Annotated in this window: 15 protein-coding genes; 7 read left to right on the plus strand and 8 right to left on the minus strand. The window is 42.1% G+C overall.

Translation table 11 applies throughout. The features are described 5' to 3' along the window. Window positions 1–70 precede the first annotated feature (70 nt). The 3 genes from proB to GO816_RS16250 all read left to right on the plus strand — a co-directional run bounded on the left by proB (window position 71) and on the right by GO816_RS16250 (window position 3,150). Window positions 71–1,153 (plus strand): glutamate 5-kinase, encoded by a 1,083-nt coding sequence (gene proB, locus GO816_RS16240; RefSeq protein WP_157543012.1) that lies wholly within the window; start codon window positions 71–73, stop codon window positions 1,151–1,153. A 3-nt stretch (window positions 1,154–1,156) separates the two neighbouring features. Continuing rightward, window positions 1,157–2,404 (plus strand): glutamate-5-semialdehyde dehydrogenase, encoded by a 1,248-nt coding sequence (locus GO816_RS16245; protein ID WP_157543013.1) that lies wholly within the window; start codon window positions 1,157–1,159, stop codon window positions 2,402–2,404. A gap of 239 nt (window positions 2,405–2,643) precedes the next feature. After that, a complete protein-coding gene (locus GO816_RS16250) occupies window positions 2,644–3,150 on the plus strand; it encodes an SRPBCC family protein (RefSeq protein WP_157543014.1) in 507 nt (168 codons plus the stop codon). A gap of 54 nt (window positions 3,151–3,204) precedes the next feature. Here the strand turns inward: GO816_RS16250 and GO816_RS16255 are convergent, their stop codons facing one another. The 4 genes from GO816_RS16255 to GO816_RS16270 all read right to left on the minus strand — a co-directional run bounded on the left by GO816_RS16255 (window position 3,205) and on the right by GO816_RS16270 (window position 8,851). Further along, window positions 3,205–3,996 carry an SDR family NAD(P)-dependent oxidoreductase gene (locus GO816_RS16255; protein WP_157543015.1) on the minus strand — a complete coding sequence of 264 codons (792 nt, stop codon included), beginning with the start codon at window positions 3,994–3,996 and terminating at the stop codon, window positions 3,205–3,207. Window positions 3,997–4,055: 59 nt separating this feature from the next. Beyond that, on the minus strand, window positions 4,056–5,219 hold the full coding sequence (locus tag GO816_RS16260; protein WP_157543016.1) for a zinc-dependent alcohol dehydrogenase: 1,164 nt from the start codon (window positions 5,217–5,219) through the stop codon (window positions 4,056–4,058). A gap of 150 nt (window positions 5,220–5,369) precedes the next feature. After that, on the minus strand, window positions 5,370–6,260 hold the full coding sequence (locus tag GO816_RS16265; RefSeq protein WP_317163656.1) for a glycoside hydrolase family 25 protein: 891 nt from the start codon (window positions 6,258–6,260) through the stop codon (window positions 5,370–5,372). A gap of 119 nt (window positions 6,261–6,379) precedes the next feature. Beyond that, the gene (locus tag GO816_RS16270) at window positions 6,380–8,851 is read right to left on the minus strand and encodes a glycoside hydrolase family 31 protein (RefSeq protein ID WP_157543017.1); all 2,472 of its coding nucleotides are present in this window, start codon (window positions 8,849–8,851) and stop codon (window positions 6,380–6,382) included. A 487-nt stretch (window positions 8,852–9,338) separates the two neighbouring features. Here GO816_RS16270 and glgB point away from each other — a divergent pair, with 487 nt between their 5' ends. Then, window positions 9,339–11,777, plus strand: a complete 2,439-nt coding sequence (glgB, locus tag GO816_RS16275; RefSeq protein WP_317163657.1) for a 1,4-alpha-glucan branching protein GlgB — start codon at window positions 9,339–9,341, stop codon at window positions 11,775–11,777. Window positions 11,778–11,858: 81 nt separating this feature from the next. On the opposite strand, the gene GO816_RS16280 is transcribed toward glgB, so the two are convergent. Beyond that, window positions 11,859–12,341, minus strand: coding sequence for a tetratricopeptide repeat protein (locus GO816_RS16280; RefSeq protein ID WP_157543018.1), 483 nt, complete (start codon window positions 12,339–12,341; stop codon window positions 11,859–11,861). A 156-nt stretch (window positions 12,342–12,497) separates the two neighbouring features. After that, entirely contained in the window at window positions 12,498–14,453 is a 1,956-nt protein-coding gene (locus GO816_RS16285) for a glycoside hydrolase family 97 protein (RefSeq protein WP_157543019.1), read from the minus strand. A 188-nt stretch (window positions 14,454–14,641) separates the two neighbouring features. Here GO816_RS16285 and ruvB point away from each other — a divergent pair, with 188 nt between their 5' ends. After that, a complete protein-coding gene (gene ruvB, locus GO816_RS16290) occupies window positions 14,642–15,664 on the plus strand; it encodes a Holliday junction branch migration DNA helicase RuvB (RefSeq protein ID WP_157543020.1) in 1,023 nt (340 codons plus the stop codon). A gap of 31 nt (window positions 15,665–15,695) precedes the next feature. Here the strand turns inward: ruvB and GO816_RS16295 are convergent, their stop codons facing one another. Beyond that, a complete protein-coding gene (locus GO816_RS16295) occupies window positions 15,696–16,460 on the minus strand; it encodes a GDSL-type esterase/lipase family protein (RefSeq protein ID WP_157543021.1) in 765 nt (254 codons plus the stop codon). 86 nt (window positions 16,461–16,546) lie between these two features. Here GO816_RS16295 and GO816_RS16300 point away from each other — a divergent pair, with 86 nt between their 5' ends. Further along, window positions 16,547–18,841: a GH92 family glycosyl hydrolase gene (locus tag GO816_RS16300; protein WP_157543022.1), complete on the plus strand. Its 2,295-nt coding sequence runs from the start codon at window positions 16,547–16,549 to the stop codon at window positions 18,839–18,841. 120 nt (window positions 18,842–18,961) lie between these two features. After that, window positions 18,962–19,822: a polysaccharide deacetylase family protein gene (locus GO816_RS16305; protein ID WP_157543023.1), complete on the plus strand. Its 861-nt coding sequence runs from the start codon at window positions 18,962–18,964 to the stop codon at window positions 19,820–19,822. 39 nt (window positions 19,823–19,861) lie between these two features. Here the strand turns inward: GO816_RS16305 and GO816_RS16310 are convergent, their stop codons facing one another. Beyond that, complete coding sequence (locus GO816_RS16310; RefSeq protein WP_157543024.1) at window positions 19,862–20,086, minus strand: hypothetical protein; 225 nt, start codon at window positions 20,084–20,086, stop codon at window positions 19,862–19,864. Window positions 20,087–20,101 lie beyond the last annotated feature (15 nt).

Raw genomic sequence — 20,101 nt, forward strand, 5'->3', positions numbered from 1 at the left:
AATTAATAGGGTTGACTATTTTAGCAATCTTAATCACAATACCGGCTGTACTTGCAGCCTGCAATATTTTATGAGCTCATTATACCAGCGTATAGTTATTAAAGTAGGATCGAATGTGTTAACGCAGGCAAACGGGCTGCCCGACGCGCACCGCATTGCTAACCTGGTTGATCAGATTGCTGCCATACAGGCATCTGGCAAGGAGGTTATACTTGTATCATCGGGGGCGGTAGCTTCGGGCCGAAGTTTAATTTCACTGCCCGAAAAAGTTGATGCCATAGCAACACGCCAGCTACTGGCATCGGTTGGGCAGGTTAAGCTAATTAATACTTATGCACAGCTGCTTGAAAAATATAATATGGTATGCTCACAGGTTTTGGTAACGCGTGAAGATTTCAGAGACAAAACGCATTACCAGAACATGAAGAACTGCCTGGATATTCTGTTAAAGCATAAGGTATTGCCTATTGTTAACGAAAACGATGTGGTATCCGTAACCGAACTAATGTTTACTGATAATGATGAACTGGCCGGACTCATTGCATCAATGCTGAATGCACAGGCTTTAATTATATTGAGTAATGTTGACGGCATTTACGACGGCGACCCAAAACTACCCGGTTCAAAACTCATTGAAGAGATTACTCACGATGGGTTAGACTTTTCTTCGTTCATAAGCAGTACTGTAAAATCGCAGTTTGGGCGGGGTGGCATGATTACAAAATCAACCATGGCTCAAAAGGTGGCCCGCCTGGGTATAAATGTGCATATTGCCAACGGAACCAAAGATGGAATTCTAAACCTCATATTAAGTGGAGATGCAAGGCATACACGCTTCATTCCAAAAAAATCAGCATCGAGCAAAAAGAAATGGATAGCACATTCAGGCAATTTTGCCACGGGTATGGTAACCATAAATGATGGCGCTAAACAAGCGCTTACGTCAGCCCGTGCCACCAGTTTGCTGCCCATAGGTTTAATTACCATAAACACTGAATTTAAAAAAGGCGACATTATACGCATTGTTGATGAACAACAAAACCTCATTGGCCAGGGCATAGCAGAATACGGAGCCGACAAGGCCCGCGAGCGACTTGGCAAGAAGAACGAAAAGGCCCTCGTACATTATGATTACCTCTATTTACAAGCTTAAATTATGAGCTATAAAGCATATTTTGAAAATGCCGTTGCTGCCGGTTATAACATTGCAGGCTTAGATGCCCAAACTATACATAAGGTATTACTTTACCTTGCCGATATTGCTGTTGAACAGTCTGTAGTTTTACTGGCCGAAAACCAAAAAGATTTGGACCGGATGGATTCAACTGATCCAAAGTATGACCGCCTCATGCTCACTCATGAACGTATTGAGGGTATTGCTGCTGATATAAGAAATGTTGCACAGCTTGACAGTCCGCTGGGCGAAGTACTTTCAGAAACTGAACGACCTAATGGTTTACATATAAGCAAAATACGCGTTCCGCTGGGTGTGGTTGGTGTAATATATGAAGCCCGCCCAAATGTTACATTTGATGTATTTGCACTATGCTTTAAAACCGGTAATGTTAGTTTGTTAAAGGGCGGCAGCGATGCCGATTGTTCAAATCAAGCCATAATTGGCCTTATTCATCAGGCGCTACAAAAGTTTGATATTGATGTAAATGCTGCCATATTGTTACCTGCCGAAAGAAGTGCTACGGATGCCCTCTTCAACGCTGTTGGTTATGTTGATGTACTTATTCCGCGCGGCAGTCAGGCTCTTATTAACGCCGTACGTGAAAACAGCAAAGTACCTGTTATTGAAACAGGGGCAGGAATTGTACACACTTATTTTGATGAGTTTGGCGATGTGGAAATTGCAGCGCCCATAATATACAATGCCAAAACCAGGCGCGTAAGTGTGTGCAACGCGTTGGATTGCCTAATTATTCATGCAAGCCGTTTAACCGAACTCCCTCGCCTGCTAAGCAAGTGCGGCGATGCGGGAGTTGAGCTATTTGCTGATGAAGCAGCACTACAGCAACTAACGCGCTATTACCCACAACACCTGTTAAAGGCGGCAAATAAAACGCACTTTGGCACCGAATTTTTAGCTATGAAGATGGCGGTAAAAACGGTGGACAGCCTACAGGAAGCGCTAGACCACATTGCAAATCACAGCTCAAAACATAGTGAAGCCATTATATCGGAAAATGCTAATACCATAGAACGCTTTTTGAATAAGGTTGATGCAGCTGCGGTTTATGTAAACGCTTCAACCGCATTTACTGACGGGGCACAGTTTGGCCTGGGAGCCGAAATTGGCATAAGCACGCAAAAACTGCATGCACGTGGGCCAATGGGCTTAGCCGAACTAACAAGCTACAAGTGGATTGTAAAAGGGCACGGGCAAACTAGGTCATAATATTTATAAAAGCCAGTCTATTTTTTCATCAAACAAAGAGCATTTCAGCGGGTTGTTATTAAAAGGTTTATTTTATAGAAGAATAGTTATTAGATAAACCATGTAGCGATCACTAAGCTTACGTTCAACCATTCTTTTCCGTTCAAACAAAATTTTTTGCTATTTCAGAAGCCTTATAAGGGTTTACAAGCAGAGTACTACAGCTTTTCAACATTACACATTAAAAAAGAACTTATAAGATGATAGACGCACAGCAAACAGCCATAACGCAAGATCCGTCTGGCACAAAGCTAATAGTTACGCGGGAGTTTAATGCAAGCTTACAACAGGTATGGGACGCCTGGACAAAAACAGATTTGCTTGACAAATGGTGGGCACCCAAACCGTGGAAAGCCGAAACTAAGCAATTAACCTTTACCGAAGGTGGCACCTGGCTTTACGCCATGCGCGGACCCAAAGGTGAATGCAGCTGGTGTAAGGTTGATTTTAAATCAATTGAAGAACCCAACCGGTTTACCGCAACCGCTTACTTTTGTGATGAAGCTGGTAACGTAGATCCCAGCTTTCCGCCTATGCATTGGGACAACAACTTTTCGGCAAATGGTGAAAGCATGAGCCTGTTAACAGAGATTACCTTTGAAGATGAAGCCGCACTAAATAAAATTGTAGGAATGGGTTTTAAAGAAGGCTTTACCATGGGCCTTAATAACCTTGATGATTTACTGGCTGGTATGCAAAACGCATAATAAACAACAAAGCCCAATCAAATTGATTGGGCTTTGTTGTTTTACATCACCTGCTTATTCGTTAGCCGGCTTTTGTTGCTCATTCATCATATGGGCAACTGTACTGTCAGGTGTTAAATTGCTCATGGCAATTTGCACTTTGTTTTTAAAGCCCGATATTACCTTATCTTTATCATCCTGCATAGCTTCGTAACCATCTTTGGCTACATCAGCAGCATTGCTTAAGGAGCTTTTATCCTGCACTATACGGCTTTCCTGCATATTTGCTTTGTTGAAGAAATCGGTATCGGTTGCACCCGGCATTAACGCTGTTACCGTTATACCTGTATCTTTCAACTCTTCGCGTATAGCTTCTGTAAATGATAAAACAAATGCCTTTGTACCATGATAAACTGACTGCCACGGACCTGGAACCTTACTGGCAATAGAAGCCAGGTTTAAAATTTTACCCTCGTTGCGGGCCACCATATCTTTCAAAAAGCATTTGGTTAAAATAACCAATGATGCAACGTTAAGATCAATGATGCTCAACTCGCGATTGATATCGGTATCCTTAAATTCACCATATAGTCCCTGGCCTGCATCATTTACCAATACATCAACCTGCATGCCTTTGGCCTTCACCTCATCATACAAATCAAACGCAGCCTGGCGGCTAAATAAATCTTTGGCAATAGTGCTTACTTCAATACCGCTTTGGCGAAGCTGGGCGGCACAGTTATCAAGTTTTTGCTCATTACGGGCTACCAAAATAAGGTTGTAACCATCGGCAGCAAATAACTTAGCCAATTCAAAACCAATACCTTCTGAGGCACCGGTTATTAATGCACATGGTTTGTTGTTCATAACTATTGAGTTTGCCCGGCTTATAACCGGATTATAAATTTGGTTTATACTTTATTGAATTAACCCCAAGGTTTTAATACTACCTTGGTACAGTCATCTTGTTTTTTCTGGAACATTTCATAGCCTTTTGCCGCCTCGCTTAATGGAAGGGTATGGCTTATAATGTCATCAAGCACTACCTTTTCTTCTTTCACCAAATCAATAAGATGATCAATGTAATTAAGTACAGGAGCCTGACCTTGTTTAATGGTGATACCCTTGTCAAATATTCTAAACATTGGGAAGTTATCATACGGAGAACCATACACGCCCACAATACTAACCGTACCGCTGCGACGTACCGACTCAAAACACAGGTCGAGTATTTTCATACTGCCTACTTCAAAATTCACGGCCGATTTAATTTTATCCATTACGCCGCGCTCCGGCTCAAAACCTACTGCATCAACACATACATCAGCGCCACGGCCGCCTGTCATTTGCCTAATGGCTTCAACAACATCTACTTTATGCGGATTTAAGGTTTCAACATGGTTTACGGCTTTTGCCTTCTCCAGGCGGTAGTCAAGTACATCAATGGCAATTACACGTCCGGCACCATTAAGCCAGGCTGCCTTTTGTGCCATCATCCCAACAGGACCTGAGCCAAATATGGCCACAGTTTCGCCACCTTTAAGCTGCGCCCAATCAATGGCCGACCATCCGGTTGGAAAAATATCTGTTAAGAACAGTACCTGCTCATCCGTTAAATTATCAGGTACAATTCGCGGACTTATATCGGCATAGGGTACACGTACGTACTCTGCCTGGCCACCCGAGTAACCTCCATATAAATCGGTATAACCATAAAGGGCACCACCTTTTTTATCGGTTAAGTCGCCATCAGGACCGTAGTGTTCGTAATTTGAGTTTTCGCAATGAGGTGATGCACCATGTGTGCAAAAGAAACATTGACCGCAGGATATTGGGAAAGGAACTACAACGCGATCACCCTTTTTTAATTTGGTAACACCTGCGCCAACCTCTTCAACAATACCCATAAACTCATGACCTAGTATAAGGTCTTTAGGTTGTGGTACGCCACCACTTAATATGTGTAAGTCAGAACCGCATATGGCTGTTGATGTAACTTTTAAAATTACATCATTTGGATGCTGAATTTTGGGATCTTCAACGGTATCTACGCTGATATCTCCGGGTTTGTGAAATACTGCTGCTTTCATAGGTAGTGTTAAGTAACTTTAATTTATAATTAAATCACATAACACTAACAGAAATACTAAAGACAGGTTTTTTCTAAATACTAAAAACCGACAACTACAGATTTTGAATTCGTCTAAATTTCAGCGTATTAAATTAAAACAAGATTGTATTTATCTAATTAGCATCTGCTCAAACTGCAAGCTGTCACCCTTAAATGCGTTGAAATCAACAGTATGATTTATACCAGTTATATGAGCAGTTTCTGAGTGCTGCCAAAACCACCAATTGGTATCTTTACCGGCTTTAAGTTCAGGCTTATTATAGTGTGCAATCCATAGGGGATATTCATCAAAGCCGCCTTCCAGGTAATCTTTATAAAAGCTGAGCCCGGTGTAGATAATGGGTTTGGTTTTCAACTTACTTTCAACGTGCTTTAAAAAAGTTTTTAATTGCTTTCGCATTTCCTGCGGTGGTACATTATCAAGGCGTTCAATGTCAACTACCGGCGGCAAATCACCGCTTTCAATATTTACGTTTTGCAGAAAAAAGCGGGCCTGCCATAAACCATCCTTATAAGGCCTGAAGAAATGGTAGGCCCCGCAGCGTATACCATTTTTGGCAGCTTCACGCCAGTTACGTTTAAAATAAGGATCAACAGTTAGCAAACCCTCCGTAGCTTTTATAAAGGCAAAGCTTATGCGCACGCTATCCTCTTCCATTGCCCGTACCTTTGGCCAGTCAATCTTTCCTTGTGCGTAAGAAACATCAATTCCATGAATTTTGTATCGCGTAGGAATATCTATACCAAAACTTTTATAATTGCGGTAATGCGGATTTTGTCCTATATTTTTTACCCACTGCCAGCTTGCCGAAAAAAAGCTTACAACGTACCCATAGTAAAATGGCGACAATAATACCAGTAACGCTCCGATAACTACGGGCTTCCATGAAAATGTCTGGGTTTTCTTCTTAACGGGAGGTTTCCTGGCTGTTTTAGCACGCGGTTTTGCCGTTTGTACCTTTCGGGGCTTAATAGGTTTTAACTCTTTAGGGGTAGTCACCCGGCAAAGTTACGCACTATATAAACACGTAAATTAATTTACTTAACAAATAATGTAAACACTTAAATGCATAAAAAAAGCAACCATTTTCAGGTTGCTTTTTTTGCTCTATAAATTAATTAAGCTATTTCAATTTGCTTAAAGTTTTTGGTGAATTTAAAGTCGAGAATCAACTTTTCGGCATCAAAAACAAAGTCGGTAACCTCTTTGCCATCAGCAATAATTTTTGATGGTTTAAAAGGCAAGCCAACCACATTGAAGTGATAATTTTCGTAACGAGGTGTATATAACCCTTCCATGCTTTGCTGTAGCGTAAAACTTGTTGGCTTACCGCTTGCAACAAATTTTTTCTCAGAGTATATGTCCTGCTCGTAGGCAAAAGTTTCGCCATAATCTTCAAAAAAGAAAGAGTTAGCAGGTGCTTCGCTGTAGTAAACGTTAAGCTTAACCTCTTCAATTTCCTTTTCGCCCACGTATTGCATTACTGGGTATTCGGGTATTACCGAACCTGCTTTTACAAACAGCGGAATGGTTTCAAGTGGTGTTGCAACTTCAACCTCGCGGCCACCTTCTATTAATTCATTATCCCAGTAGCCAAACCAATTACCTTTAGGCAGGTAAACCTTCCGGCTTGTTTGGCCGGGTTCCATAACTGGGCAAACTAATATTTTATCACCGTAGGTGAATTCATCCTGGCGGGCCTGGTTGTTTATTTCGTCTTGTTCCTGCATTACAACCGGACGCAAAATTGGGAACCCGTAGCGGTGATGCTCCCAAAATGTAGAGTACAAGTAAGGTATAAGCTTATAACGAAGCTCGATAAATTTACGGTTAATGGCAGTATACGGCTCTCCAAAGCTCCATGGCTCACGTTCTTTAGTGTCGCCGGCAGAGTGTGCACGCATAAACGGCGAGAATGTTCCCATTTGAATCCATCGGGTAAATAGTTCGCCATCAGGCTCGCCACTAAAGCCGCCAATATCTGTACCGCAAAACGGTATGCCCGACATTGACAAACGCTGGCATTGTACGTTGCCAAGGCGCAAATGCTCCCATGATGCCACATTATCGCCCGTCCAAACAGAGGTAAAGCGTTGTACGCCCGAATACCCTGCACGGGTAATGGTAAAAGGACGCTTATTTTTCATAAGCTTACGCATACCTTCGTACGTAGCTCTTACCATTTGCATGCCGTACACGTTATGTGCCTTACGGTGCGATCCGCGGTAACCATCATACTGGTGACGTACATCATCAGGGAAGGTACCGGCGCCAAATACGGCAGGTTCGTTCATATCGTTCCAAACGCCCGCTACGCCTAATTGCACCAGCTCGTCAAACAATGTGCCCCACCATTCACGCACCTCAGGGTTGGTAAAATCAGGAAATTGGCAACGCCCCGGCCATACGTGGCCTTCCATAAAATAATCATCGCATCTGCGACAGAAATAACGCTTTTCTTTGCCTTCTTTAAAAACCCAGTAATTGTCATCAACCCGTATACCCGGGTCAATAATAACCACAGTTTTAAATCCATCAGCCGCCAATTCCTTAATCATCTTTTTAGGATCAGGGAAATACTTACGGTTCCAGGTAAAGCAGCGGTACCCGTCCATATAATCTATGTCAAGGTAAATACCATCACACGGAATTTTATTTTCGCGGAAACCGTTAGCTACCTTTTTAACCTTTGATTCGGGGTAGTAGCTCCAACGGCACTGATGATAGCCAAGCGCCCATAACGGCGGCATTGGGTGAGTACCCGTTAATAAATGGTAACGTTTAACAACGTCCATCATATTTGGGCCATGTATGTAATAGTATTGCAGCTCTCCCCCGTCTGCCCAAAAACTTGTTTTATTGCGGTCTTCAGAACCAAAGTCAAAGTGAGCTTTAAAGGTATTATCGAAAAATATGCCGTGTGCAATACCCTCGTTAAGGCTTATGTAAAACGGTATACTGCGATATATAGGGTCCTGGTTCCAGGCAAATGAGTAAGCGTCGGTATTCCAGTTCACAAAGCGCTTACCGCGCAAGTTTAAGTCGGTAGGTTTATCACCCAAGCCATAAAAGGCTTCTTCAGGATGACAAACCTTTGTACCAAATACGTAGTAACCGCCAAACTGAACATTTTCTTCCCAATGCATTGGGGTTGCATCGGCACTTGTTACATGATTTTGGCTATCAGAAAATGAAACCAGGAAGTCCTTTTTGCTGATGTGGCAGTTTACTGTACTTGTTGAAATACGGTATTCGTTTTCATTTTCATGCAAATGAAATACCGATACCTTAACTTCAAGCTTAGGTACAGCATATGAAAACTCTTCTAAAAAAACACTGTGAGGTGCCATGCGCACCCTTATTATTTCGTCGGTTACAATGGTTACTTCAACAGTAGCCTCAGTGTCGCGAAAGAAAAACTTGTTCCCCTTTTGCTCAACATTTTCCGGTGCGGTAAGGTACTTTTTTACAATTGGCTTTAAACCAAGAACCGGGTTATTAACGTGCTGAAAAACTTCTTCTTCCTGTTCAATAAGTTTAACCGCCGGCGATTCAGGTATCGGATCGTTTGATGGATTGTTTTGTTCCATTGAGTTAGTTAGTTCTGATTAATTAAGTATTGCTTTTTAAGGCAGGTATCAAACTAATTGTTCAATAACCAAGCCATGTTACACCATAAATGCAACCTGCGTTTACTTATACGTAATTACCGACCGAAAAGTAAAAAGAAATTTACCATTAGCCTAACTTAATTTGCTATTGGATGATTTAAATACGGTTTTTGGGGAAATATTAACTCAACTTTACCAGGCATTGTAAACATCATCCATGAAATTGGTTACCACAGCTTGTTTATAAATAAAAACACTGGCAACTCATCAGCCTGATCGTTAATTTCTTATAGTGCAAATAGCAGCTTATGTTAAATAAATTTTACTAGTATTGTGCACACAGGTAAAACAAGCAACAGGTAGCATATGTTGGACATATAAGGCATAATTTGCTTTCAACAAAATCTTTACCGATTGCTTAACGCATTCATCTTGATTTACCGTCGTTCTGAACAGACTATCTACCATGGCAAAAAAAACCGAGAAAACTAAACCTTTGAACATTGCAGAAGGTAATGAGGCTACTAACCTTTTATCTGATGATACCACTACTACCAATGATGCATTGTTATTGAATGACAAGGCTAAGACAAAAGCAGATAAGGATAGAAAACCAAAGTCAACAAAAAAAGCTGATGATACTGATGCACCTGTCAAAGGTATAAAGGCCAAAAAAAGCAAGGCTGAAGATGCCGCCTCAATGGCTACATCCGCTGCAGAAACATTTCCGGAGTCGCAACCGGTGAAGGCAAAAAAAGCTTCACGCAAAACAGAAAGTGTGGCAGATGGCCAAACCTTTCCGGAATCGGTTCCTGTTAAGGCGGTAAAAAAATCTGGTGCCAAGGCTACAAAAAAACAACCATCTGGAGCAAGTGAAGCAGGTTTAACTAATGAGCCGAATGCCGTTACTGAACAATCTTCATCAACAAAAAACAACGACCTTAATGCGTTACCGGTAATACACAGTTCTACGGAGAGCAATTTGCCAAGTGAGGAGTTTGAGGCAGTTGAAGCTTATAGCCGCTTTACCGATTTTGATATCGATCTGTTTAAAGGTGGCAAGCATTATAAGCTTTACGAAAAGTTGGGGTCGCATGTAGTTACTCATAAAAATGTAGTAGGCACTTACTTTGCCGTATGGGCACCAAATGCTCAATATGTATCGGTTATTGGTAATTTTAATGGTTGGAACAGGGGCAGTCATGCGTTATATCACCGCTGGGATGCCTCAGGCATATGGGAAGGTTTTATACCTCACGTTGGGCATGGCGAAATTTATAAATACTTTATACACTCACACAGTGGCGAAAAGCTTGAAAAAAGCGACCCGTATGCGCTACAAAGTGAGCAGCCGCCGCAAACGGCTTCCATTGTAAGCCACACTTATTATGAGTGGAAGGATGAAAACTGGATGCGTAACAGGTACGAGCACAATGCTTTGGACCGTCCATATTCAGTTTATGAGGTTCACCTGGGCTCGTGGGCGCGTAGCCCCGAGAGTCCGGACAGTTTCCTGACTTATAGCGAACTTGCAGATAAGCTGGTGCCTTATGTAAAAGAGATGGGCTTTACACATGTGGAGTTCATGCCTGTAATGGAGCACCCGTTTTATCCGAGCTGGGGCTACCAGTTAACCGGTTACTTTGCCGCTACCTCAAGATACGGTTCGCCTCAGCAGCTCATGGAGCTTATTGAGCGCTTTCACCTTGAAGGTATTGGCGTTATATTAGATTGGGTACCATCGCACTTTCCGGGAGACGGACATGCGTTGTACCGCTTTGATGGCACGCACCTTTACGAGCATGAAGATGTACGCAAAGGCTACCACCCCGACTGGACGTCATACATTTTTAATTACGGACGTAACGAAGTTAAAGCGTTTTTAATAAGCAGTGCCATGTTTTGGCTTGAGCGTTACCACGCCGATGGTATACGCGTAGACGGTGTAGCCTCAATGCTTTACCTTGATTACTCACGTAAGCAAGGCGAATGGGAACCTAATATGTATGGCAATAACTTCAACTTAGAAGCTATTGACTTTTTAAAGGAGTTTAACATGGCTGTTTATAGTCACTTCCCCGACGTTCAAACCATTGCCGAAGAATCTACTTCTTTTAACGGCGTAACCAAACCGGTTTACCTAGGCGGACTTGGTTTTGGCATGAAATGGATGATGGGTTGGATGCACGACAGTTTAAATTACTTTAAGCTTGACCCAGTACATCGCCAGTTTCATCATAATGAAATTACGTTCAGTCTTATTTACGCGTTTACGGAAAACTTTATGCTGCCGTTTTCACATGATGAGGTGGTTTACGGCAAGCACTCCATGCTATGCAAAATGCCTGGAGACGAGTGGCAGCGCTACGCCAACCTGCGCTTACTTTACAGCTATATGTTTACCCACCCCGGAGCAAAACTGTTGTTCATGGGTGCCGAGTTTGGGCAAAACGCTGAATGGGATTTTGGGAAGTCGTTAGACTGGTGGATTTCTCAATATGATTGCCACCTGGGTATGCAAGAAACGGTAAAAGCTCTTAACAAGCTATATAAAAGCTACCCTGCATTATATGAAAAAGCATTTGGCAAAGACGGCTTTGAATGGATAGATGGCGGTAACAGCAAAGACTCCATTATAGTATATGCCCGTAAAGGCCACGATGCCGGAAATGATGTGGTGGTTATGCTTAATATGACGCCACTGGTTCATTATGACTTCCGTGTAGGTGTAACCCAGCAAGGCGAGTGGCGCGAAGTGTTCAATTCAGACGATAAGAACTTTTGGGGAACAGGGGTAAATAATCCGTACCCGCTTAAATCACAAAACAAAAAGTGGCACGGGCAAGAAAACTCTATTGAAATTACCATACCACCGTTAAGTGCAGTGGTGTTTGCCCAAAAATAACCTTAAATTTAATTAAAGCTTTAAACCGGAAAATCAGATGCATGTTTGGCAATGCCTGCATCTGATTCTCCGGCTTTTTGTTTATAACGTTGCCTTATATTCACAATTGCTGATTGCTCTTTTATAATCTTCAATTGAATCAAAGTTGAGGCAAAGTTTGATAGCCTTTTTATAAAATACTATTGCCTCATCAAAGTTTTGATTGTACTCCTCTAGTATACCTAAGCGGTAATTTATCAATGCCTTATCAACCAATGGCCTGTGCAATGCAGTGGCGGCAATGTCACGTGCTTTGTCCCATTGCTCAAGGTTGGTATATAAAACTATTAAGTTTATATAAGCATGCGGGTATTGTGCGTTACTTTTAATGGCAGCTTTGTAATGGTTTTCGGCACGGGCATAATCGTCAAACTGTGTACGGTATAACCAGCCTAATGAGTTATGAGCCTGTGCTGTTGCAGGTTCTTCTAAAATTATATTTTCAAGCAGTTGTTTAGCCTGCAGGTAATTGGCGTTCCTAATTGCTTCTTCAGCCTCAAGATATATATCTTCCCAGTTATGCATAGTAAAATTAATTGGGTAAAACTGCAAGATACGCAATAAATCCAACTCCTATTAGCATGCTAACGTCAAATAATAATGATTGATGTTAGGTACTGTGTTAAATTCACGCTTAAGGCCTGGCAACGAAAAAGGCCCTAAGTAAGGGCCTCTCCTGGTTTAATTAGTTATGATCATTCCGCCGTCCGGCTGCATCTCCACAACCAGGTCGCCGGCTTTGCCCGCTTTCACTTTACTTAGCTGTGGCTTTCTTTCTTTAGAATCTGAATATAGGTTAAGATTCTGGTTAGCCAGCATAGGCAATTTCAACTTAAGCTTCTTCACTTCTTTGGTGGCATTTACACCGGTTACATACCAGCGGTTACCGTTACGGCGTGCCAACACACAATATTTACCTGGGTAACCATCTATAAACACTGTCTCATCCCACGTGGTAGGAACAGTTTTTATGAAGTCTATCAGAAAGTTGGGACACTCGGTTAAGTTGTTAGGAGTAACTCCAAAGTTTTGCACTGATGTTTGAAACAACACGGTGGTAGCCAACTGAAAAATATCCGTTGTTTTACGGGTAGTTCCACTGTTATTATTACGGTTATGGCGCTTATTTAACAGCAACGGACCAAAATCCATTGAACCTACGCTATTACGGATAAATGGGTGCAAACTGGCATTATAAGCTTCCATATCATTTGCACGCTGTGTAAATATGAGATTTTCTGATGCCAACACAGCCTCGCTGCTCACAAAGTTAGGATACATGCGTTCCCAGCCGCGTGGTAGTGTACATCCATGAAATATTACTAATAACCCATAGTCGTTAGCATCCGAAAGTATGTCTTCATAAAGTTTCATGGTTTCTTGCTTGTCGCTGCCAAAAAAGTCTACCTTAATGCCTTTTACACCCAGGCTCTTCATCCATGCCATTTCCTTTTTGCGCTCTACGGAGGTACTCATTTTATTTTTAGGACCTTGCGGGGCATCGTTCCAAAAGCCGTTAGAGTTATACCATAAAAAAGCGCCTACATTTTTAGATTGCGCATACTTTACAAGCTCCTCAATTTTAGCGTAACCAATTGTAGTATCCCACCACCCATCAATCAAGGTAAACTCGTAACCCAACTGTGCCGATAAATTAATGAATGTTTTTTGATCGTTTAAGTTTATGCTGTTATCCTGCCATAACAGCCAGCTCCAGGTTGAGCGGCCAAACTGGTAGTTTATTGACGGCTTGTATAAGGGTTTAACCACATCAAAAGCAATAGTGCTTTCAACAACAGGCTTTAGGTTATCGCCTATAGTTATAGATCTCCAAGGCGTTTCGCCCGGAAGACTTATGGCAGGTTTAGCGCTTCCCAAACCATTATTTTCCCCTGCCTCCGGAAAAGCTACTGTATATAAACCGTCTTTTGATGCCTCGCTCAACTTGCTTGCACAATACAAACTACTTACCCCGGTTTCAGACACTAAAGCCCAATTGTTACCAATATGAAATAAAGATGGGAACGTATAGCCTATACCATATTTTGATTTTGTGCCTATGGCTTCATCGGCAACGTACTCTTCCTCGTAGCTTGGTTTGGTACGTTTCCATCCGCTCATTGGCGTAGCCTGTGGAGTTAAAAAGGTAGTTGTACCAGCCGGAAAGTCGAAGCCTGTTAGTTCTTTTTCAATAGTACAGCGCGCAGCTTCACCGGTTTGAGCAAGCTGATATTTGAATGCAATGTTGTCGTTGCTTACACGCATAACCAAACTTATTTTTCCTTTCTTAGCTGTTTGATAAGTAAAAATTACTTCGTTAGCCGTATAGTTGACTTTGCTTGTTTTAATACGCTTCTCTTCATAGCTTTCATTAATTGCAGTTGCCTTTTGTTCAACAAAGCGCAAATCCTTACTAAAATCACTCACGTCGGTTACCAATCCTAAGGGTGAATTCTCTATAACCGTTTTACCGTTGTATGCTGCTGTATACTGCAAACCTTTAGCAGAGTTTAGTGATACTGTTACCACAAGCTTTTTATCGGGGCTGGTAACCACGCCATTGTTAGCCCCATCCTGTGCGCAAACAGCTAAAGCAAAAACTGTAAGTAAGGTGAAGAAGAGTATGAGCTTTCTCATTATTATGGATTTATTGGTTCATTAAAACTATTGGCAATTTTGTACAAGCCAGAGTTAATATGCTACAATAATAAGTGTTAACAATACATTTATAAAATAATTTTGCAGTAATGGCGGTTTACAAAACATCTGCATCAAAACAAGCTTGTTATTGCAGCCATTTAATATAAATGCTAAATTTGTTGGCAATGAACGAAAACTTAGATCCAAGCGCTGAAAAATTGACAACCACTGAACGTGATATTGAAAAAGTTTTGCGCCCGCAGGCTTTTGAAGATTTCACAGGCCAGGATAAAATCTTAGCCAATCTGCGGATTTTTGTTCAGGCTGCTCGACAGCGCGGCGAATCTTTGGATCATGTACTTCTTCACGGGCCTCCGGGACTGGGTAAAACTACGCTATCGCACATTATTGCCAATGAAATGGGTGTTGGCATTAAAATCACATCCGGCCCTGTACTCGATAAACCTGGTGATTTAGCCGGTTTGTTAACCAACCTTGAACCGGGCGACATTTTATTTATTGATGAGATACATCGTTTAAGCCCGTTGGTTGAAGAGTATTTGTACTCGGCCATGGAAGATTTTAAAATTGATATCATGTTAGAGAGCGGACCTAACGCGCGCTCTGTACAGTTATCATTAAATCCTTTTACACTGGTTGGCGCCACTACACGTTCAGGCCTCCTAACCGCTCCGCTAAGGGCACGCTTTGGCATAAATTCGAGGCTTGAATATTACGATGCCAAACTGCTAACCACAATTGTACTCCGTTCATCAGCCATTTTAAATACGCCTATTACTGATGAGGGTGCTTATGAAATTGCGCGCCGCAGCCGTGGTACACCGCGTATTGCTAATGCATTACTACGCCGTACACGCGATTTTGCTCAAATAAAAGGTAATGGAAGTATTGATACCGCCATTGCAAAGTATGCCTTAAACGCACTTAATGTTGATGAGCATGGCCTTGATGAAATGGACAATAAAATATTGCTCACCATTATTGAGAAATTTAAGGGCGGACCGGTTGGCGTTAAAACTATTGCTACGGCTGTTGGTGAAGATGAGGGCACTATAGAGGAGGTTTATGAACCGTTTCTTATACAGGAAGGCTACCTCATGCGAACATCACGTGGACGTGAAGCCACTGAAAATGCCTACAAACACCTGGGCATTCATCGCCCGGGGCAACTACCAACTTTATTTTAAGAACGCGTTGGGCAACAAACCCTGCTATTCATTAATTTTTAAGTGCTTTTAATATGGCAGTGCTCCACAATTTGGCCAGCACCTGTTCTCCTTGCGTGTTAGGGTGCAGGTAAAACGTACCCTGAGTTCCGTTTTCAGGTTTTAGGTAAGTAAGGTAATTTTTCTCGAAGTATTTAAAGGATTTCCTATCACCTTCAAATACATGATGTGGATTGCTTTTTTTGTACTGCTTAACCAGCGCATGAATTTGCGGATGGTATGACAGCACACGTTGTTGCCCCTCTTTTAAGTACGACGAACGATTATGGGTATTATCGCTGTACCACAAAGGGTAGTTGAATACAATCTTCGCCTTTGGATAGGCAGCTAACAGACTATCTGCTATAGTTTTTAAGTTTGCCTGGTAGTTTTCGGGCGAAACGGGTGAACCATTAGGACCCTTTATAGCACTATCATTAGTACCCAACATTATTGAAAACACAAGCTGTGCCGTGCTGTCTGCATAAAAGTTGTTGGCAGCTGCCTTTACTTTTGGAAACATTTTTTTGGTTGCTGGTAAGAAATCTACCGTTGTAAAACCACTAACCCCTTGGTTTGATACCTGCACATTTGGCCCAAGCTTTTCTCTTAACAAATGACCGGTAAAAACCGGTGGCGATTGATCTTTTGCTACCGTGCCGTGGGTTATGCTATCACCGATAAAAACTACGTTAACTTTTTGATTATCATTATAGATAAAAGCACTGCAAGCAATAAAAACCAGCAGTAAGTAATAAGGCAGCTTGTTGAACTTCATAATTGTGATGGTAAACATAAGCATTTTGTGATTTATAGTGCAACGCAAGAGGCAATGCTATATATTTGTTTAACTAACTACTGCAGATGAACAAAAATATCTGGCTCTCGCTTGTGGCTCTGTTATTTGGAGCTGCCGCTTGTGCCCAACAAGTAACCAGGGTAACCGACCCTGCCGAATGGGTTAACCCGTTAATGGGTACCGATTCAAAACCCGATTTATCTAACGGTAACACTTACCCGGCTATAGGCCTGCCATGGGGCATGAACTATTGGTCGCCGCAAACAGGCACCATGGGTAACGGGTGGATGTATACTTATGCTGCTGATAAAATCAGAGGTTTTAAGCAAACGCACCAACCATCGCCCTGGATGAATGATTATGGCCAGTTTGCCATTATGCCAGTAACCGGAAAAATGAAATTTGACCAGGACGCCCGCGCAAGCTGGTTTAGCCACAAAGCCGAAGTATCAAAACCTTATTATTACAGCGTTTACCTGGCCGACCACGATGTAAATGCCGAACTGACTACTACGGAACGTGCAGCTCAGTTTCAATTTAGTTATCCTAAAAGTGATAGCTCTTTTATAGTTATTGATGCGCTGGACAAAGGTTCATATATTAAGGTAATTCCCGCAGAAAATAAGATTATTGGTTATACCACGCGTGCAGCACGCAGTAAGCCTGTAAACTTTAAAAACTACTTTGTAATTTATACAGATAAGGCCTTCTCAATTGCCAAAACGTGGCACGGCAAAACCTTAGCCGGCGGCGACTCATTAGAGCTCACCAATAATCATGCGGGTGCTATTATTGGGTTTAAAACTACACGTGGTGAAAAGGTACACTTACGCGTTGCTTCATCCCTTATTAGTTTTGAGCAGGCCGAGTTAAATCTTAAAAGAGAATTGGGTACTGATAATTTCGAGACCACCAAACAAAAGGCACATACTGCCTGGAACAAAGTTTTAAGCCGCCTGCAAGTAGAAGGTGGCACGGTAGACCAAACCCGCACATTCTACTCATGCCTTTACCGTACGGTTATGTTCCCTAATAAGCTGTATGAGATTGATGCACAAAACAAAGTAGTGCATTACAGCCCTTACACTGGCAAAACCATGCCCGGCTATAAATTTGCTGGTACCGGTTTTTGGGATACATTCCGTGCACTATATCCTTTTTTAAACCTGGTGTATCCATCTATTAACAAAGAGATGCAGCAGGGCCTTATCAGTGATTATGTAGAGGGCGGCTGGCTGCCCGAATGGAGCAGCCCGGGTTATGCCGATATAATGGTAGGCAACAACTCGGCATCAGTAGTTGCCGAAGCTTACCTGAAAGGTGCGCGTGGTTACGACATCAACAAACTTTACGAGGCGTTGGTGCATGGAGCAAACAACGAAGGCCCGGTATCGGCTACAGGGCGTTATGGCGTTAAGTATTATAACGAGTTGGGTTATGTACCTTATGATGTTAAGATAAATGAAAATGCTGCACGAACGCTGGAGTACGCCTATGACGACTTTGCCATTTACCAGTTGGCAAAAGCATTGAACCGCCCCCAGGCTGAAGTTGATTTATATAAAAAGCGCAGTCAAAACTATCGTAACCTGTTTGATAAGTCTACGGGATTTATGCGAGGCAAAAACAAGGACGGAAGTTTTCAATCACCTTTCTCCCCATTTAAATGGGGAGACGCATTTACAGAAGGTAACAGCTGGCATTACTCATGGTCGGTTTTTCATGATGTGCAGGGACTGATTAACCTTATGGGCGGCGAAAATAGGTTTGTAAACAAGTTAGACTCTGTGTTTAGCGTACCGCCAATATTTGATGATAGCTACTACGGTGGTGTAATTCATGAGATACGCGAAATGCAGATCATGAACATGGGCCAGTACGCTCACGGAAACCAGCCCATACAGCACATGATTTACTTGTATAACTATGCCGGCCAACCCTGGAAAACACAATACTGGGCGCGCGAGGTTATGAACCGCCTGTATAAAGCTACGCCTGATGGTTATTGCGGCGACGAGGATAACGGTCAAACATCGGCGTGGTACGTATTTAGTGCATTGGGCTTTTACCCGGTTTGCCCTGCGAGCGACCAGTATGTTTTAGGTGCTCCTTTATTTAAAAAGGTTACTTTAAACCTTGAGAATGGAAAAACTGTAGTTATAAATGCGCCTGCCAACAGCGCATCTAATAAATACGTTAGCACACTAATGTACAACGGCAAGCCGCATAGCTATAATTGGCTAAGCCATAAAGCATTGTTAAACGGTGCCAAGCTTGATTTTAGCATGCAGGCTACACCCAATAAAACTAAAGGAACTAAGGCAACCGATTATCCGTTTTCTATGTCGGCCCGCCAGTAGTTAAATCTTAACAATAAAAAAAGTGTGGTTTTTTGATGCACATCAAACCACACTTTTTTTGTTTAAGTCCTCTTATTTATTTTATTTTCGCTCGTTTTAACATTTTACCTTTTAAACCCCATGCTTAAATTATACACGGCAGTTGCAGCCGCATTAGCCCTAAGTGTTATATCATGCCAATCGGGCAAAACCAGCACCGTAACCGATAGTACTTCTACAAAAACGGTGACTACAAGCACAACTACAGAGGTTGTAGCCAATGAGAAGCCTGGAAAGAAAGCTTCTAACGCAGAAATTATCGCACGCAAGCAGGTGCCAGTTTTATGCTACCACCAAATACGCGACTGGCGACCAAAAGATTCTAAAACGGCTAAAGATTACATAGTTCCAATTGCCAGCTTTAAAGAAAAAATTAAAATGCTGGCTGATAGTGGTTATCACACTATACTGCCCGATCAGCTATACGCTTATCTTACAACAGGTGCAGCTTTACCCAGCAAGCCTATTATGCTAACGTTTGATGATACCGACCTTGACCAGTTTACCATTGCTAACCCTGAGCTAAAAAAGTATGGTTTTAAAGCCGTATACTTTATAATGACGGTATCAATTGGCAGACCTAATTACATGAACAAGGAGCAAATTAAACAGCTGGCTGATGAAGGTAACGTAATTGGCAGCCACACCTGGGATCACCATAATTTCAAGAAATTTGCCGGCGACGACTGGAAGACACAAATAGATAAGCCAACCAAAAAACTGGAGGAAATTACCGGTAAAAAAATTGAATATTTTGCCTATCCTTTTGGTTTATGGAACGCGCAAGGATTACCTGAACTACATAGCCGCGGATTTAAGATGGCCTTCCAGTTAGCTGAAAAGCGCGATGCGAACGACCCCTTGATGACCGTGCGCCGTATATTAGACAGCGGTTACTGGAGCGCCAAAACGCTACGCAATAGTATCAAAAACAGTTTTTAATAAAAAAAGCCTTTCTCAATTAAGAGAAAGGTTTTTTTGTTATAAATCTTCGTTGGCCGGACCTTCATTTTTGTTTGATGATTCCTCATCGCTAGGTGGTCCCGGTACGCCGCTATCGTTATCAGGCACAACGGTATCTACGCGATGCTCATCATCTTTAGTATGCTCAGTAGGCGTGTTGCCTTTTTCAAGTGATGAATCGCCCGTGTTTTCTCCTAATTGATCCTCATGCGGATCGGTATTTTTGTTTTCTTCGGTAGACATAGGTATTGTATTTAT

It is taken from the genome of Mucilaginibacter aquatilis (assembly GCF_009755275.1).
Lineage (GTDB): Bacteria > Bacteroidota > Bacteroidia > Sphingobacteriales > Sphingobacteriaceae > Mucilaginibacter > Mucilaginibacter aquatilis.

What these genes read in the sequence shown, in the direction of transcription:
- GO816_RS16270 (WP_157543017.1), bottom strand. Translation starts at nt 8,851, where the DNA reads ATGGAACAAAACAATCCATCAAACGATCCGATACCTGAATCGCCGGCG.
- glgB (WP_317163657.1), top strand. Translation starts at nt 9,339, where the DNA reads ATGGCAAAAAAAACCGAGAAAACTAAACCTTTGAACATTGCAGAAGGT.
- GO816_RS16305 (WP_157543023.1), top strand. Translation starts at nt 18,962, where the DNA reads ATGCTTAAATTATACACGGCAGTTGCAGCCGCATTAGCCCTAAGTGTT.
- GO816_RS16300 (WP_157543022.1), top strand. Translation starts at nt 16,547, where the DNA reads ATGAACAAAAATATCTGGCTCTCGCTTGTGGCTCTGTTATTTGGAGCT.
- GO816_RS16295 (WP_157543021.1), bottom strand. Translation starts at nt 16,460, where the DNA reads ATGAAGTTCAACAAGCTGCCTTATTACTTACTGCTGGTTTTTATTGCT.
- ruvB (WP_157543020.1), top strand. Translation starts at nt 14,642, where the DNA reads ATGAACGAAAACTTAGATCCAAGCGCTGAAAAATTGACAACCACTGAA.
- GO816_RS16255 (WP_157543015.1), bottom strand. Translation starts at nt 3,996, where the DNA reads ATGAACAACAAACCATGTGCATTAATAACCGGTGCCTCAGAAGGTATT.
- GO816_RS16260 (WP_157543016.1), bottom strand. Translation starts at nt 5,219, where the DNA reads ATGAAAGCAGCAGTATTTCACAAACCCGGAGATATCAGCGTAGATACC.
- GO816_RS16280 (WP_157543018.1), bottom strand. Translation starts at nt 12,341, where the DNA reads ATGCATAACTGGGAAGATATATATCTTGAGGCTGAAGAAGCAATTAGG.
- GO816_RS16250 (WP_157543014.1), top strand. Translation starts at nt 2,644, where the DNA reads ATGATAGACGCACAGCAAACAGCCATAACGCAAGATCCGTCTGGCACA.
- GO816_RS16245 (WP_157543013.1), top strand. Translation starts at nt 1,157, where the DNA reads ATGAGCTATAAAGCATATTTTGAAAATGCCGTTGCTGCCGGTTATAAC.
- GO816_RS16285 (WP_157543019.1), bottom strand. Translation starts at nt 14,453, where the DNA reads ATGAGAAAGCTCATACTCTTCTTCACCTTACTTACAGTTTTTGCTTTA.
- GO816_RS16310 (WP_157543024.1), bottom strand. Translation starts at nt 20,086, where the DNA reads ATGTCTACCGAAGAAAACAAAAATACCGATCCGCATGAGGATCAATTA.
- proB (WP_157543012.1), top strand. Translation starts at nt 71, where the DNA reads ATGAGCTCATTATACCAGCGTATAGTTATTAAAGTAGGATCGAATGTG.